The sequence below is a fragment of the Paenibacillus barengoltzii G22 genome (assembly GCF_000403375.2).
Lineage (GTDB): Bacteria > Bacillota > Bacilli > Paenibacillales > Paenibacillaceae > Fontibacillus > Fontibacillus barengoltzii.
Window position 1 is genome coordinate 242,617 of sequence record NZ_KE159655.1, and the last position, 15,815, is coordinate 258,431.

At 51.7% G+C, this 15,815-nt stretch carries 14 protein-coding genes; 4 read left to right on the plus strand and 10 right to left on the minus strand.

Annotated features, from left to right (window positions below):
- Nucleotides 1–375: 375 nt before the first annotated feature.
- The 5 genes from C812_RS18880 to cidR form a co-directional block, all read right to left on the minus strand.
- On the minus strand, nt 376–2,271 hold the full coding sequence (locus C812_RS18880) for an ABC transporter ATP-binding protein (protein ID WP_016314244.1): 1,896 nt from the start codon (nt 2,269–2,271) through the stop codon (nt 376–378).
- Nucleotides 2,268–3,998 carry an ABC transporter ATP-binding protein gene (locus C812_RS18885; protein WP_016314245.1) on the minus strand — a complete coding sequence of 577 codons (1,731 nt, stop codon included), beginning with the start codon at nt 3,996–3,998 and terminating at the stop codon, nt 2,268–2,270. Before C812_RS18885 ends, C812_RS18880 begins: the two co-directional genes overlap by 4 nt.
- Nucleotides 3,999–4,027: 29 nt before the next feature.
- Nucleotides 4,028–4,498, minus strand: a complete 471-nt coding sequence (locus C812_RS18890; RefSeq protein WP_016314246.1) for a MarR family winged helix-turn-helix transcriptional regulator — start codon at nt 4,496–4,498, stop codon at nt 4,028–4,030.
- A 186-nt stretch (nt 4,499–4,684) separates the two neighbouring features.
- Entirely contained in the window at nt 4,685–5,515 is an 831-nt protein-coding gene (gene pdaA, locus C812_RS18895) for a delta-lactam-biosynthetic de-N-acetylase (protein ID WP_416285466.1), read from the minus strand.
- Between the two features lie 75 nt (nt 5,516–5,590).
- Nucleotides 5,591–6,484 (minus strand): cidABC operon transcriptional activator CidR, encoded by an 894-nt coding sequence (cidR, locus tag C812_RS18900; RefSeq protein WP_036625991.1) that lies wholly within the window; start codon nt 6,482–6,484, stop codon nt 5,591–5,593.
- Nucleotides 6,485–6,623: 139 nt separating this feature from the next.
- Here cidR and C812_RS18905 point away from each other — a divergent pair, with 139 nt between their 5' ends.
- Nucleotides 6,624–6,995 carry a CidA/LrgA family protein gene (locus tag C812_RS18905; RefSeq protein WP_028539199.1) on the plus strand — a complete coding sequence of 124 codons (372 nt, stop codon included), beginning with the start codon at nt 6,624–6,626 and terminating at the stop codon, nt 6,993–6,995.
- A complete protein-coding gene (locus C812_RS18910) occupies nt 6,992–7,675 on the plus strand; it encodes a CidB/LrgB family autolysis modulator (RefSeq protein WP_016314250.1) in 684 nt (227 codons plus the stop codon). The genes C812_RS18905 and C812_RS18910 overlap by 4 nt, the downstream gene beginning before the upstream one ends.
- A gap of 197 nt (nt 7,676–7,872) precedes the next feature.
- Here the strand turns inward: C812_RS18910 and C812_RS18915 are convergent, their stop codons facing one another.
- The 3 genes from C812_RS18915 to C812_RS18925 form a co-directional block, all read right to left on the minus strand.
- On the minus strand, nt 7,873–8,085 hold the full coding sequence (locus tag C812_RS18915; RefSeq protein ID WP_016314251.1) for a cyclic nucleotide-binding domain-containing protein: 213 nt from the start codon (nt 8,083–8,085) through the stop codon (nt 7,873–7,875).
- A gap of 12 nt (nt 8,086–8,097) precedes the next feature.
- The gene (locus C812_RS18920) at nt 8,098–10,407 is read right to left on the minus strand and encodes a nitric-oxide reductase large subunit (protein ID WP_016314252.1); all 2,310 of its coding nucleotides are present in this window, start codon (nt 10,405–10,407) and stop codon (nt 8,098–8,100) included.
- Between the two features lie 138 nt (nt 10,408–10,545).
- Entirely contained in the window at nt 10,546–11,523 is a 978-nt protein-coding gene (locus C812_RS18925) for a Gfo/Idh/MocA family protein (RefSeq protein ID WP_016314253.1), read from the minus strand.
- 177 nt (nt 11,524–11,700) lie between these two features.
- Here C812_RS18925 and C812_RS18930 point away from each other — a divergent pair, with 177 nt between their 5' ends.
- Nucleotides 11,701–12,351, plus strand: a complete 651-nt coding sequence (locus C812_RS18930; protein WP_016314254.1) for a nitroreductase family protein — start codon at nt 11,701–11,703, stop codon at nt 12,349–12,351.
- A gap of 274 nt (nt 12,352–12,625) precedes the next feature.
- Complete coding sequence (gene gdhA, locus C812_RS18935) at nt 12,626–14,002, plus strand: NADP-specific glutamate dehydrogenase (protein ID WP_016314255.1); 1,377 nt, start codon at nt 12,626–12,628, stop codon at nt 14,000–14,002.
- Nucleotides 14,003–14,080: 78 nt separating this feature from the next.
- On the opposite strand, the gene C812_RS18940 is transcribed toward gdhA, so the two are convergent.
- Together C812_RS18940 and C812_RS18945 are read right to left on the minus strand one after the other, a co-directional pair.
- The gene (locus C812_RS18940) at nt 14,081–15,259 is read right to left on the minus strand and encodes an NAD(P)/FAD-dependent oxidoreductase (RefSeq protein ID WP_016314256.1); all 1,179 of its coding nucleotides are present in this window, start codon (nt 15,257–15,259) and stop codon (nt 14,081–14,083) included.
- A gap of 15 nt (nt 15,260–15,274) precedes the next feature.
- Nucleotides 15,275–15,715: a DUF1641 domain-containing protein gene (locus C812_RS18945; protein ID WP_016314257.1), complete on the minus strand. Its 441-nt coding sequence runs from the start codon at nt 15,713–15,715 to the stop codon at nt 15,275–15,277.
- Between the last annotated feature and the right edge of the window lie 100 nt (nt 15,716–15,815).

The following is a 15,815-nucleotide window of genomic DNA, read 5'->3' on the forward strand; positions in this document are numbered from 1 at the left end:
GATACAATAACAAGAGAAGATCATGTATCCCAATTGTTTGAAAGAGAGTAGGTTGGTATCCCTTTTGCCCAGATACAAAAGCGCGAGGAAGCCATCTGGCACATTGACTCAAATTACAGAACTAAGGAAAAGTGGCTACAGACAACACACACAACATATAACTTTTCAGCATCTGAACAAAAGGGATAATCATGGAAAGGACCCTCCCAAACATACCCCTCCCCGCCATCTGAGCGAAAGGGATAATCGTGTAAAGGCCCCCCGCAGAGATACCCCCCGCCCCCCAGTAAAAAGAAATACGCCCCTGCCAAACAGGGGCGTATCATCATCATTGCTAAATCCATTTGAACGCAGGGCGATTTTGAACGCCAACGCTTATACGGCTTCGGGCTCGAAGCTACCTTGGGTGAATTGGCTGTTGTACAGGTCGGCGTAGAAGCCGCCAAGGGCCAGCAAATCGTCGTGCGTGCCTTTTTCGATGACGGTGCCGTGGTTCATCACGAGGATGAGATCGGCGTCGCGGATCGTGGAAAGGCGGTGGGCGATGACGAAGCTGGTTCTGCCTTTCATCAACTCTTTCATCGCTTTTTGGATTTGCACCTCAGTCCGGGTGTCGACGCTGCTTGTAGCTTCGTCGAGAATGAGGATCGCCGGATCTGCCAGGATGGCCCGGGCGATCGTCAAGAGCTGCTTCTGCCCTTGCGAAATGTTCGATGCTTCCTCATTCAGCACGGTGTTATAACCGCCCGGCAGCGTACGGATAAAGTGGTCGGCGTACGCCGTTTTGGCGGCCTTCACCACTTCTTCATCGGTGGCTCCTTCCCGACCATAAGCGATGTTGTCACGGATCGTGCCATTAAACAGCCACGTATCCTGCAGGACCATGCCGAACAGACTGCGCAGGTCACCGCGTCTCATCTCGGCGATGTTCACTCCGTCCACGGTGATCGAACCGCCATTCACTTCATAGAAGCGCATCAACAGGTTGATCAACGTTGTTTTGCCGGCGCCGGTTGGCCCAACGATGGCGATCGTTTGTCCCTGTTTCACGTCGATGTTCATATCTTCGATGAGCAAATGCTCCGGATCGTAGCCGAACTGAACGTGATTGAACGCCACGTCGCCGCGAGGCTTTTCCAGAACCACGGGGTTCGCCACTTCCGGCACCTGCTCTTCTTCATCCAGGATTTCAAACACCCGTTCCGCAGAAGCCACGGTCGACTGGATGATGTTAGCGATGTTCGCTGTTTGCGTAATCGGCATCGTGAACTGACGGGCGTACTGGATAAACGCCTGTACGTCCCCGATTTCTATCGATTTCTTGGTCACAAGGATCCCGCCAACCACCGACACTAGCACGTATCCGATGTTGCCGATAAAGCTCATGATCGGCATGATTACGCCGGAGATAAACTGCGCTTTCCAACCGGCTTCATACAGCCGTTCGTTAATGGTGTCGAATTGCTCCAGCGATCTCGGTTCGCGGCCAAACGCCTTAATTACCTTGTGGCCGGTATACATTTCTTCAACATGGCCGTTCAGTTGGCCAAGTTCTTTTTGCTGTCTGACAAACTGCTTCTGCGAACGTTTGGCGATTGAGGTGATGGCCACAATGCTCAGCGGCAGCGTCAGCACCGCAATCAAGGTCATCAGCGGGCTGATCGACAGCATCATCACGATCACCCCGATGATCGTCAGGACCGAGGTGATCAGCTGCGTCAAGCTTTGCTGCAACGTTCCGGCAATGTTGTCGACGTCATTGGTGACCCGGCTGAGAATTTCCCCGTGTGTTCGAGCGTCAAAGTATTTGAGCGGCAGCTTGTTCAGCTTGGCGTTTACATCCTTCCGCAGGTCATACACCGTCTTCTGAGCCACGCCGGCCATCAAATACTGTTGGACATACCCAAACAACGCACTCAGCACATACAATCCGATCAGGATCATGATGATCTGCCATACATAATGAAAGTCGATCTCCGCGCCGGGAACCCCTTGAACCTTCGCAACAATTCCTTCAAACAGCTTGGTTGTCGCTTTCCCCATCACCTTGGGGCTAAAAATGCTGAACAGCGTACTCAGAATGGCCATCACAAATACAGCCATTAATTGATATTTATGTGGTCTTAAGTATCGGATCAACCGTTTTAGGGTTCCTTTGAAATCCTTCGCTTTCTCCACCGGCATCCCCATGCGGGGGCCGCCATGACCCGGACCATGCCCCGGACGAGGACCGCCGAATCTGCGTTTATTCGATGATTGCTCCTGACTCATGCGATCTCCTCCTCCGAAAGCTGCGAATACACAATTTCTTTATAGACATCGCAAGTTTCCATCAATTCCTGGTGTGTGCCGATGCCAGCGATTTGACTCTCGTTCATAACGATGATTTGGTCAGCGTCAAGCACAGTGCTTACCCGCTGTGCCACGATGATCACCGTAGCCTCCTTCGTCTCTTCCTTCAAAGCTGCCCGCAGCTTCGCATCGGTCTTGAAGTCCAGAGCCGAGAAGCTGTCGTCAAAAATATAAATTTCCGCCGGACGAACCAAAGCCCGCGCAATCGACAGCCGTTGCTTTTGACCGCCCGACACGTTGGTGCCGCCCTGAGCGATCGGCGATTCAAAGCCTTGCTCCATCTTGGAAATAAAGTCGGTCGCCTGGGCAATATCCGCGGCGCGCCGCACTTCTTCGTCAGACGCATCCTCTTTGCCATAACGGATGTTCTCGCTGATCGTTCCAGTGAACAACACCGCTTTTTGCGGGACAAACCCGATTTTGCTGCGCAGCTCCTCTTGGGTCATATCACGGACATCCACACCATCTACCCGGACACTTCCCTCTTGCACATCGTAAAACCGCGGAATCAAGCTGATCAACGTGGATTTCCCGGAGCCCGTCCCGCCGATGATCGCCGTAACCTGCCCCGGCTTGGCGGTAAACGTAAGATCCTGCACCGCCGGTTGCTCCGCACCCGGATAGCTGAAGGTCACATTTTGGAACTCGACCAGCCCTTTGACCTCAGTCGATGAAGATTTGCCCTTCGCCGAATCTTTGATCACCGGGACCATATCCAGCACTTCATTGATCCGGCTGGCTGAAGCTGACGCCCGTGGAATCATCACGAACATCATCGAGACCATCACCAGCGAGAACATGATTTGCATGGCGTACTGGAGAAACGCCATCAGATCCCCAACTTGCATATGTCCAGAGTCGATCCGCAGCCCGCCAAACCAGATGATTGCTACAGAAGACAGATTCATCACCAGCATCATGACCGGCATCATAAACGCCATAATTTTGTTGACCTTGATCGACGTATCGGTCAAATCGAGGTTGGCCGCGTCGAACCGTTTGCTCTCGTAGTCCGTCCGATTAAACGAACGGATGACGCGAATCCCGGTCAGGCTTTCGCGCATGACGAGGTTCAGTTTATCGATTTTTTTCTGGATCGCTTTAAATAAAGGCAGTCCTTTCCGTGCGATGAGGAAGATCGCTCCGGCCAAGACCGGCAGAACCACCACCAGTACCAGCGACAGCGTGGCATCCTTCGAGACGGCCATAATAATGCCTCCCAGACACATCATCGGCGCCATAACCATCATCCGCAGCATCATAATCAGCACTTGCTGGACTTGGGTAATATCGTTGGTCGTACGGGTAATCAGCGAGGCAGTGCCGATGCGATCAAACTCCTCTAGCGAAAAGTTTGACACATGCTTGAACACCTTACCCCGGAGCAGCTTCCCGAACCCAGTCGCCGCTCTGGCAGAGTAATAGCTGGCAGCGATAGAGCAGGCCATGCCTCCAAGTGCAACCAGCAGCATCAGACCGCCGATTTTCCAAATATACGGAGTATCTCCATTTACGACCCCATTATCTACGATGTCGGACATCAGCGTTGGCAAATACAGCTCGGATAACGTCTGGAAGAAGACGAATACGAGCACCGCTACCACAAGCCAGCGGTAGGGTTTCAAATTGCGGAAAAGTTTGATCAATTCCCATCATCTCCACATGTCTATTCATATCATTGCTCTTGACTCTTATTAGGGTTGGCCTTCATTTCGATATACATGTACACCTGCTCCAACAGTTCAATTAACTGCTGGCTTTTCTCCTCGCCCAAAAATTCGACCAACCCTTGGATTTGGGCCGATCTTTTCTTGGCAAGCTCCTTAATATGTGCGATTCCTTGCTCCGTCAGCTTAACGCGAACCGCCCGGCGGTCCTCCTTGTCGTTATACCTCAGCACCATCCCGCGCTCTTCCAAGCTGCGAACGAGTGGCGTGACTGTCGGAGAAGCCACCTCCAGCATCGCGCTCAGCTCCGAAACCGTTACGCCACGCTCATCCTTCTCCATGCCATGCAAAATATAAAACATCAATCGGACTTCGCTGGGTTTAAACTCCGATGGCGTAAGTTTGCTCAGATCCATTCTCCGAAAGCGGTGAAACGTCTTCAGCAGCCGCTGCGCCTGCGAGTTGTCACCGGTGAACAAATCAACCCCTCCTGTTCATTTGTTTCATTATTTAATATTTAGGTATCCTATTTATTTGCAAAGCTAATTATAATAACCCGCCTAAGCGAAGTCAAGCGCCGTCAAATTTCGGACATAGAACCAAAAAAAAAGACCGCCCCAACCGGTCGAAATGCCCGATTGTTACGGTCGAAGTGGGAAACAGAGTTATGGACGCGACTGCCCTGGTTTCAACTCATACAGACTCTTGAACTCGTAGCCTTGCCGGCGAGCCTCATCGATGATCGCTCCCAGTGCCGCCGCATTGTCCTTGGAGACGGAGTGCAGGAGGATCACGGCGCCGGGATGCAGTTGCGATACCACCTTCTGATATGCATAATTCGCACCGCGCTGGTCGTTCACATCCCAGTCCTTATAAGCCACGGACCAGAACACATTCGTATACCCCAGCTCCTTCGTCACACGCAGCGTCCGATCGCTGAATATCCCGCGAGGCGGGCGCAAGAAGTCCATCTTGGCTTGCCCGGTGACCTTTGCCGTGGCGCTTTTGACCTTCTCCAGCTCCTCCCGAATCTGGGCATCGGAGATCGTCGTCATGTCCGGGTGGCTCCAAGAGTGGTTGCCGATCAAATGGCCCTCAGCAACCATGCGCTTTAGCAGCTCCGGCTGATCTTTGATGTAATGGCCAGTGACAAAAAATATCGCCGGTACCTTCTTCGCCTTCAACGTATCCAGAATCGGGGCGGTATACCCGTTCTCGTATCCGTTGTCAAACGTCAGAAACAACACTTTGCTCGAAGGATCACCGAAGAAAATCGCGCCGTGCTTGTCGATAATATCTTTGAACCCTTCCTCATTAATAGAGGGGAGCTGACCGCCAACGCTCTTTTTAAATCCGAAATGATGAGCAACGTCCGCTTGGGCATCCGCCACAGGGAGCCCTGTTCCGAACAGCAAACTGACCAGCAATGAACAGATTAAAGCAAACTTCACAGCTGTCTCTCCTTCATGCTTTTCAAGGTATTCGAAATTCGACATTCGCCCTTACTATCTGTCAAATTCCCGGGAAATATGCACCTTTTCAAACAACCGTTCACTGCATGCACTCTCGATTTATTCCGAATGTGACGTCAGGACCTCCTGTGCAAACCGGATCCATTCCCGAGTAGCGAAAGACAAATACCGATCGTCACGCCAAATAATGCCAAGCTTCCACGGAATCACCGGGTTGACGAGCGGGATAATCCGCACGCCTTCGTCGTCGATTTCACGGCAAATCGTTTCCGGCAGCAAAGTGATGCCGAGACCGACCGCCACCATTTCACTGATTAGATCCCATTGGGAGCTCTCGTAAATGATATGCGGATGGAACCCGACCTTCGCGCACGCCCCGATGATACGGTCATGCAGTGTAAAGTCCTCACGGAACAACACGAACCCATCCGGGGCTAGCTCAGCCAATTCGACACATTCCCGTTCTGCCAGCCGGTGCGAGGGATGGACGACTAGATTCAGCTTCTCTTCCACAAACGGAAAATAGCTCAGCTCCGCCTCCACGGTCGGCAATACGGCCACGCCCACATCCAGTAATCCCTTGGCGACATCTTGCTCTACTTTTTTGGCGCCGTCCTCAAATAATTGAATCGTAATGTCGGGATAACGTTGATGAAACTCCCCAATCACCCTCGGAAAAAAACTCGCCCCCACCATCGGCGGCAGCCCAATACGAAGATGTCCTTTCTTTAAATTGCGCAAGTCGTCCAGCTCTGCCATCAGATTCTGGAAGGAGGTCACGATCTGCTGGGCCTGCGTTGCGATAATTTGTCCCGCGTCGGTCAGCTCGATCTTTTTGCCAACGCGGTCAAACAGCACTACCCCCAGCTCCTCCTCCATCGCCTTAATCGTTTTGCTGATGGTTGGCTGCGTGATGTACAGCGCTTCAGCCGCCTTCGTGAAGCTTCGCAGCCGTGCGACTTCGATTAAAACCTGCATTTGTCGGATATCCAACCGTCTGAACCCCTTTAGCTCAATTTTCTATAACGAAGTGGAATGATATTTATTCTTTATATTCATTTTACTCATGAAAATAATCGATGTAAAATTTCATTACTAACCAAAAAAGAAAGGAGCTGCTGAAATGAACAAGATGAAAGAGATCGGCATCGGGATTGTTCAAGTCGCCATCCTGTTCTTCGCCGCGATGGCCTTGAATAAAGTCGCGGAGCTGCTCCATTTACCGATACCAGGTTCCATTATTGGCATTGCCTTGTTGTTTATCTTGTTAAAAACAGGCGTCGTCAAGCTGAAATGGATTGAGCGGGGCGCCAATTGGCTGCTGGCCGAGCTGCTGCTGTTCTTCGTTCCTGCTGCCGTCGGCGTCATGCAATACATTCCTCTGCTCGAAAGCGAAGGCGTACGGATCTTGATCGTAGTCATCTTGAGCACCGTCATCGTGATGGTTTGCTCCGGGCTTGTCGCCTCTCGCATCGAAAAACGAAAGGAGGGCCGAACCTCATGATCCTTGGCATACTATGTTTAGCTTCTACCCTCATGATCTATGCTTTATCTAAACGCCTGTACCGGGTACGGCCAAGAGTGTATTTGTCCCCATTGCTGATTACTCCGTTGATTCTGGTGATCGGCTTACTCTGGGCGCAAATCCCTTATGAAACTTATCATTCCGGCGGAAAATGGCTTAGCAGCCTGCTGCAACCGGCAACGATCGCGTTTGCTGTTCCGCTGTACAAATACTACAACGTCCTGAAAAAACACGCTGTAGAAATTCTCATTAGCGTGCTTTGCGGCTCGGTGGTCGCGATGTTCTCCTCCGCCGTTCTCGCGGAATGGCTACATCTGGACACCCAATTGATTAACAGCTTGATTCCACGTTCGATTACGACCCCCATCGCGATGAATGTATCGCAGGTGATCGGCGGCGTGCCGAATATTACCGCGGTCTTTGTAATTTTGACCGGCTTGCTGGGCGCTATGCTGGGACCGCTCGTCATGAAACTGTTCCGCATTGAAGGCGAGGTTGCCCGAGGTGTATTGTTTGGGACCAGTGCCCATGGCACCGGGACATCCAAGGCGTTTGAGCTCAGCACATTGACCGGGACAATTTCCAGCATCTCCATGATCCTGGCTGCCCTGTTTACTTTAGGGGTCGCCCCGATGCTGATGGCTGTATTTCACTTCTAACCCTACGGCACGTTCGGCCAATCAGGGTACTCGTTTAGGTTCCTCCAAATTTTATATATTGATGCTTGAAGCCTCGCTGAAGCGGGGCTCTTTTTTTGTCGCTTCAAACAAACAACCCCCTTGCCTTATTACGCGAGGCGAGGGGGTGTCAGTGATGGATAAAGATTCGTACGCTGGGGTAACTCGACTGCAAGAAATTAACCTTGCCTTACGCCCTGCAGGCTGCGGCAATGCGGGCAATTTTCGTTCGCCACAAAATAGATTGACTCCACCTCATCCCCTTCCCGGAACACCGCCGCCCGCCTTGGCAACAGACGGGGAACGGTGAGCCGAGCAATTTGAGCTGCTTCATCAGCCGTCAGCCCTTGGAATAAGGGGAAGGAGCGCAGGAGATGACTGGATTGGCTCATCTTCCCCGCCCCCTACTCAAAGCTTTCTTCTTCGGCAACATTAGGCTTGCGCAGGTGGAACATCGAACGAACGATCACGTATACCAGCGGTACAATCCCCGCGACGATAAAGATCGTGTCTGGAATCATTCGCAGCCACAGCAGCAGGTTTACCGTATCTTGTTGATAGAACGAGAAGGCGCGCGCCGACCAGAACCCCAAGTCAAACGAATGCTTCAATTGGATAAAACCAACCGGCAGCAGGGTGATGACGATCATCCCGGTTAATCCGATGTTTAAACCCCAGCAAGAGATGCGCAGCAGCTTGTCGTTCCACTGCTCCGGCTTCACGATGTTGCGCATCGTGTACAGCAATACGGCGATGGCGAACATCCCGTACACGCCCATCATTGAACCGTGGGCATGCGCCGTCGTCAGCGTGGAGCCGTGCATGAAATAGTTCACCGCAGGCAGGTTGATCAAGTAACCGAGCACCCCGGCGCCAACCAAGTTCCATACCGCGGTTGACACCAGAAAACGGAAGGCGGAGGTGTAAGGGAACGTCTGACCGCCATCCTTCATCATTTTGTATTGATCGTACGCTTCCAGAATCAACAGCGTCAGCGGAATGACTTCCAGCGCCGAGAAGACCGCGCCCAGGGCAATCCAGATCTCGGCCGACCCGTTATAGTAATAGTGGTGGCCAATCCCGATCACCCCGCTGCCCAGCAGCAGGATCAACTGAAACAACAGAGAGCGAATCGTCGATTCCTTGGTAACCAACTTCATTCGTACCATCAGGAAGCCGATGACGACGACGGCAAACACCTCAAAGATCCCTTCGACCCACAAATGGATAATCCACCACCGCCAATAGTCGGCGTAAGTGAATGAAGTTGTTGGATTAAAGAAAAAGGCAAAGATATAGAAGAATGGCACCGCGATCGCCGAATAGAACAGCAAATGCGTTAACCCGCCCTTATCGGTTTCCATCCGCAGCGCGCTGCGGATTGCGCGGTACACGATGTACAGCCAGATCGCCATACCGATGACCAACAGGATTTGCCAAAAACGGCCCAGCTCCAGGTACTCCCAGCCTTGATGGCCCAGCCAGAACCACAGGTTGCCGAGGTAACCTTTGGCTCCAAGCCATTCCCCGACTGTACTTCCCACCGTAAGCACGACCAGCGCCCAGAACAAGATGTCTACCAGCAGTCCTTGGCGTTTCGGCTCCTTCCCGCCAACAAGCGGGGCCACATAAATCCCCATTCCCAGCCATGCCGTCGCTACCCATAGGATCACGAGCTGCAAATGATACGATTTCGCGATATTGAACGGGAACAGCTTGACGATCCAATCTAACCCAAAGAAGGTGTTGGGTTCAACGTAATAATGCGCCAACAAAGCGCCAAACCCTACCTGGATCAGAAAGAGCAGCACAACGACGAGAAAATATTTCGCCGTTTTCACCTGACTAGACGTCACCGGCATACGGTTCAGATCCAGCACCGGGAAATTGCCCGGCTCATAAGCCTCCTGCATATACAGCCGGTAGCGGTTGTAGAAATACAGGATTAATCCCAGCACAAAAATCAAAATCGTCATGCTGATGCCGCTCCAAAGTACGGCGGAATAACCCATGGTATTGCCCGCATCCTCGAAATACGGCCAGTTGTTCGTATACGTAATCGTGTCGCCCGGTCGCTGCGTACCAGACAGCCATGCGGTCCAGAAGAAGAAGTCTGCAATTTGCTTGCGCATATCCCCTGGCGCCACATAAGCGCGGCCTTCTTCCGGCATCGTATCGTTCTCGAATAAATTCGGCTGGATGCCGCGCCCGTCGCCCTCCGTAAAGACTTGATCATAATAAGCGCGAACCCGCTTCAGACCTTCTGCCTGACCGTCTGTCAGCACCAAGGTCTTTGCATTTTTGTCGTAGCGGTTCTGCTTCATTTCCGCCTTGACCTTCTCAAAAATCAACGTTTGCTGCTCCGGGGCCAGATCGGCATAATCCATTCCGTACTCGGCTTGCGCATGATGGTCATGCATGGCATCCGTAATGATTTTTAGCGCCTGTGCGGTGTAATCCGGCCCCAGATAAGAGCCATGACCCAGCACGGTGGCATAATCCATCAGACCGTACTTCTGAAATACCGCCCGACCTCCGGTAATCTGATCCTGAATCGTCAGAACTTCACCCGCGCTATTGACAACTTTCAGCGGCGTAGGTGCCTGCGATTTAAAAATCCAATATCCTCCGGCAATAAGCACCGTGAAGCTTAGCAAAAGGACACAGATCAAAATTCCCTTCAAAAATGAGTTCTGGGCTTGATTTCCCTTCATTCCTCGTCTCTCCTTTCCTCTAGACAGAATCAGGATAAGATGACGGAACGAAGAGAATTGTGATTCGGATTACAAATCTGGATTTCTTTATCTTTCCACAACGAAAAAGATCACATTTATTTCAAATTTTCCTTAAGTTTACTCTCCAATGCGAACTGGATTCCCCGTGCGGGCCGATTCCAGGGCGGCGCAGGTAATCTGTTGCGTTTTTACAGCATCCGCATAATCGGATAAAATCCGCGACGTATCACCGGTACGCAGAGCATGAATAAATGCCTCCGTTTCAGCCAAATAAGGGTTGTCTTTCCCCGTGTAGGCCGTCTTCGTCCCCGGAAGATCGATCTCCAGCCGCTCGGGACTCCAAGTCAAAATACCTGAATCCGTATACAATTTCAGACCTACTTCGGACACGCCGCCGGGCAAAATACAGGTATTGGAGATGGTGGCAACGGCCCCGCTTTGCAGCTTCATCGTGACGGTGCCCACATCGGGGACGGTGACGTTCTCGAAGCGTTCCTGCACCACACGATTCCCGTAGGCGGCATACACCTCGCGAACCTCGCCGGCGGTGTAGCGAAGCAGGTCTACAATATGGGTCGTCTGCTCCACGAACTGTCCGCCAGACCCGTCTTGGTTACGCCACCAAGCAACTTGCGGCATATCGCCCATCCAGGTGCCTAGAGCCATCCCAATCTTCTGTCCTTCGAGCGATTCCTTCAACTGACGGATCGATTCTTTATAACGAAAATGATAGCCTACCGCATGAACCAACGGCTTTTGCTCCAACCGCGAGAGGATGCGTTGCGGCGTCTCCAAGTCTGCTGCCAGCGGCTTCTCCACGAAAAAAGGGATACCGCGCTCAATCAACTCGGTTTCGATCTCCCCGTGCGCCATTGGCGGGATACAGAGATAAACAGCATCCAGCTTCAGTGAATCCAGCATATCCGTGAGGTTCCCGAAGCCAATCGCTCCTGGGTAGCGGTCTGCCAAGGCCTGTGCTTTAGCGGCTGTCGTTCCGGTAACCCCTGTCACGCGAACGCCGTCCAAACTTGCCAAAATATCCCCATGCACCTTGCTAAACCAACCTGTTCCAACGATTCCGATCTGTAATGTCATGTGTACCCCTCCCTGTATGATCAAACTGTAATCGACCAACTACCTCTTTAAGATACTGTTTATCCTTAAGAACCACAAGTTTTGGTGCTCTGCCACCTGTCTCATTAACTGTACTTGAAATTATTACAGTTGCATTTTATACTAGTCACAGGAAAAAAATGAAAGGGTGGAGAGAACATGAGCACGTTAAATCAAGTGGACGTCAAAGATTTTTATACCGTACTTAAAGAGAGACATTCGGTTCGAGCCTATGACCCGTCTGTGAAAATTCCCCGCGAGGAATTGAAAGAGATCATTGAGCTTTCATTGTCCGCTCCGTCCTCATCTAACCTGCAACCGTGGCGTTTCCTGATCATCGACGAGCCTGAGCTGAAGCAGAAGCTGCTCCCGATCGCCAACAATCAGCAGCAGGTTGTGGATTCGTCCGCTGTGATTGCAGTACTGGGAGACCTTCGTTCGTATGAACGGGCCGAAGAGATCTACTCCGAGTCAGTGCGTCTTGGGACAATGACGGAAGAGGTCAAAAATAATTTTGTCGAGCGTCTGCATAAAGGCTATGGCGGCATGGGACCGGAACGTTTGCATCAAGTCAACCTGTTCGACGCTGGATTGGTATCGATGCAACTGATGCTGATCGCCAAAGCCAAAGGCTACGACACCGTACCGATGGCCGGATACAATGCCGAGCAATTTGCCGAAGCATTTGAAGTGCCTGAAACGCTGAAACCAATCCTGCTGATCGCAATCGGGAAAGCTGCAAAACCAGCCCACGCAACGGGACGTCTGTCGGTAGATCAAGTCACTTCCTGGAACGCCTTCCAGAAATAATTTTCTTCAAATTTAGAGAGACCGGAACCGCACGGAAGGAACCTGTGGAACCAGCCTTTTTTGTGTCTGAACCGTAGATTCCCCGGACATAATACTCCTATTCCGCCTTGTTACAAAGCTGTTCTTCCGCTCCAGTTCATCTCATTCGATCATCAAGTTGATCTCAAATTAGCTTTGTTAATAGCTGACATCAATATTACAATAGAGGTCATAATTATCGTGAAATGGTGAACGTACTCATCCGATTACGCACATCAGAAAGGTGGAGTGGATCATGGCTTTAACACAGCAACGCGAAGCAGGCCTGGAGGCAGCTCGCAAATATGTAGATCAGGTATTTGAGACCGTTCAACAACGGAATCCGGGGGAATCGGAATTCCATCAAGCCGTCAAGGAAATCCTTGACTCGCTGGTTCCTGTCTTTGCCAAACATTCAAAATATCAAGAGCATGGGATTCTTGAACGCATCGTCGAGCCGGAACGAATGATCACGTTCCGCGTTCCTTGGGTCGATGACCAAGGCAAAGTCCAGGTGAACCGCGGCTTCCGGGTTCAATTTAACAGCGCAATTGGTCCTTACAAAGGCGGACTTCGTTTTCATCCATCTGTAAATGCCAGCATCATCAAATTTCTAGGGTTTGAACAAATTTTCAAGAACTCATTGACCGGTCAACCGATCGGCGGCGGCAAAGGCGGATCGGACTTCGATCCGAAAGGCAAATCCGATCTTGAAGTGATGCGCTTTACGCAAAGCTTCATGACCGAGTTGTCCAAATACATCGGTCCAGATACCGACGTGCCTGCAGGCGATATCGGCGTAGGCGCTCGCGAGATCGGCTACATGTTCGGCCAATACAAACGGCTGTATGGCAATGAAACCGGCGTTCTGACCGGGAAGGGCCTGAACTATGGCGGCAGCTTGACGCGGACCGAAGCTACCGGCTACGGGCTGGTTTACTTCACCAACGAAATGCTGGCAAGCCGGGGCGACAGCTTCGTCGGAAAAACCGTTGTTGTCTCCGGTTCCGGGAACGTATCGATCTACGCGATTGAGAAAGCGCAGCAGCTTGGCGCGAAAGTTGTAGCTTGCAGTGATTCGAACGGATATGTGTACGACAAGAACGGCATTAATCTGGCAACCGTGAAGCGTTTGAAAGAAGTCGAGCGCAAACGGATCAAGGAATATGTGAACGAGCATCCAACTGCGGAATATGTAGAGGGTTGCCAAAATATCTGGAGCATCCCTTGCGACATCGCTTTGCCTTGTGCAACGCAGAACGAAATCAATGAAGCCTCCGCGAAACTATTGGTGGCCAACGGCGTCAAATATGTCGCTGAAGGGGCCAACATGCCGTCTACGCTGGAAGCCATCGAAGTTTATTTGAACAATGGCGTATACTTCGGACCAGCAAAAGCTGCCAATGCCGGCGGGGTTGCTGTTTCCGCTCTGGAAATGGCGCAAAACAGCGCAAGACTCGCCTGGTCGTTTGAGGAAGTGGATGCTAAGCTGAAGGACATTATGCGCAACATCTATCGCAGCAGCGTAAACGCAGCTAGAGAATACGGGTATGACGACAACCTGGTTGTCGGCTCCAACATTGCCGGCTTCCTGAAGGTTGCTGACGCCATGATCGCTCACGGAGTTGTATAAACCAAGCAGCGTGGAATAACGAAAAAAGAGTCGCCCCGAGGATAAAACCTCTTGGGCGACTCTTTGTATCTAAGGCGCTTAATAAGCCAAAGAATCCAGCGCTTTGATGTGGGACAAATACCGGATGTTACTTGCTTCCTTCATCAACGTAGCTGGCAAGCCGCGCAGCTGGGTATTGCTTGCCCCGATCGTCGCTACAGCGTCTTTGCGGCCAAGCGAGGCCAGCGTACCGGAGTTGATTGGGCTGAATGCGTTCATCGTCTTGCCGTTAAGGTAAGCGAACAGGTTGTAACCGATCAGCTCACCCATTTGCCAAGCGATTTGCGCCGTTGGCGGATAAGGACGACCGTCCGGACCCATAAATACGGCACTGTCACCTGCAACGAATACGTCTGGATGAGAGACGGACTGCAGGAATTCATTCACCGAAGCACGGCCGCGGTTGACTTCCAGTCCCGATTCGCCAACCAGCGGATTGCCTTGCACGCCGCCGGTCCAAACAAAGGTGTTGGCGACGATCTTTTGACCATCCTTGAGATCGATGGTGTTGCCCTCCACATTGGTTACCGGCAAGCCAGTTAGGAACTTCACGCCGCGTTTCTCGAGGCTGGCAGTCGCGCGTTCGATCAGCGCATCCGGCAACACTGGCAAGATCTTTGGTCCAGCTTCTACGAGCAGGAGCTTGATCTCGCTTTGCGGTACGCCGTATTTCTTCGTCAACTCTGGCAGCTTATCGGCGATTTCCCCAACCAGCTCGACGCCGGTCAATCCGCCGCCGCCGATCACGATCGTAGCATCGGCTTCATTGCCGCTTGCCGCATATTCGCGAATCCGCGATTCGATATGCGCATAGATCCGTTTGGCATCGTCCGCCGATTTCAGCACCATGCTGTGCTTCTCCAAGCCTGGGATGCCAAAGTACGCCGTAATACTGCCCAGACCAACAACCAGTGCGTCATAGGACAACACGGTGCCGTCGGAGAGCTTCACTTCTTTTTTATCCACCGAAAAACTCTCTACTTTCGCGATCCGCAAATCGATATCTTTGCCTTTAAACAGCTTGTCAAGCGGCAAGGAAACCGCGCGTTCGGAAATGCTGCCCGCAGCAAGGCGATGCAGCTCTGTAATGATTTGATGCGTCGGATATTGGTTGACCACAGTGATCCGCGCCTGCGATTTATCCATAAACTTACGGGCCGACAATGCGCTGAGTACGCCGCCATAGCCGGCGCCCAAAATTAAAATATGTTTTGACATAATCGTATTCCTCCGTTAGTTTTGTTGGCGGTCCCGTTCACCGGACACTTGAAGGTAGGCGTTAACGAATCGGAGCAGCTTTTGCGTTTGCGGGTCCTTCAACATCTTCATCAACCCAAACACGCCAATCACTTCTTGGCTTTCCTCTGCGCGATCCTTCGCTTCGATCACGTTAGCAGCCAAATGCTTCACCTTGCCTACCACTGGGCCGGCAATTTCCGAAATGGCGCCAACCGTATCATTCTTCAGGATTTCATCCGTTGCCACCGCTTTGGCAAAATCATACGTTTTCGTCAAAACCCCAACGAGCTCATTTAATTTTGGAAGCTGCTCTACCAGAGCGGTCAGCGATTGCTGCACCTCCGGCTTTAAGAGCTGCTCCAGGAGCTCCTGCTGCCCACTTGCGGTACCAGCTACGGATTGCTCCGTTTTTGTTTCAGTAACTGTCTCTGACATATTCGATTCTCCTTTGCGATAATCTGAGGATTCGCTTGCCGAACTGCTGTTCAAGCATAGTGTTCCTCCTTTGGATGCCTCTAACCCATTTTGAGTTAGT

Bases quoted from the DNA above. Each gene is read 5' to 3' on its own strand.
- gdhA (WP_016314255.1), top strand. From the start codon at position 12,626: ATGGCTTTAACACAGCAACGCGAAGCAGGCCTGGAGGCAGCTCGCAAA.
- pdaA (WP_416285466.1), bottom strand. From the start codon at position 5,515: ATGTCGAATTTCGAATACCTTGAAAAGCATGAAGGAGAGACAGCTGTG.
- C812_RS18915 (WP_016314251.1), bottom strand. From the start codon at position 8,085: ATGAGCCAATCCAGTCATCTCCTGCGCTCCTTCCCCTTATTCCAAGGG.
- C812_RS18940 (WP_016314256.1), bottom strand. From the start codon at position 15,259: ATGTCAAAACATATTTTAATTTTGGGCGCCGGCTATGGCGGCGTACTC.
- C812_RS18925 (WP_016314253.1), bottom strand. From the start codon at position 11,523: ATGACATTACAGATCGGAATCGTTGGAACAGGTTGGTTTAGCAAGGTG.
- C812_RS18920 (WP_016314252.1), bottom strand. From the start codon at position 10,407: ATGAAGGGAAATCAAGCCCAGAACTCATTTTTGAAGGGAATTTTGATC.
- C812_RS18880 (WP_016314244.1), bottom strand. From the start codon at position 2,271: ATGAGTCAGGAGCAATCATCGAATAAACGCAGATTCGGCGGTCCTCGT.
- C812_RS18910 (WP_016314250.1), top strand. From the start codon at position 6,992: ATGATCCTTGGCATACTATGTTTAGCTTCTACCCTCATGATCTATGCT.
- C812_RS18945 (WP_016314257.1), bottom strand. From the start codon at position 15,715: ATGTCAGAGACAGTTACTGAAACAAAAACGGAGCAATCCGTAGCTGGT.
- C812_RS18930 (WP_016314254.1), top strand. From the start codon at position 11,701: ATGAGCACGTTAAATCAAGTGGACGTCAAAGATTTTTATACCGTACTT.
- C812_RS18905 (WP_028539199.1), top strand. From the start codon at position 6,624: ATGAAAGAGATCGGCATCGGGATTGTTCAAGTCGCCATCCTGTTCTTC.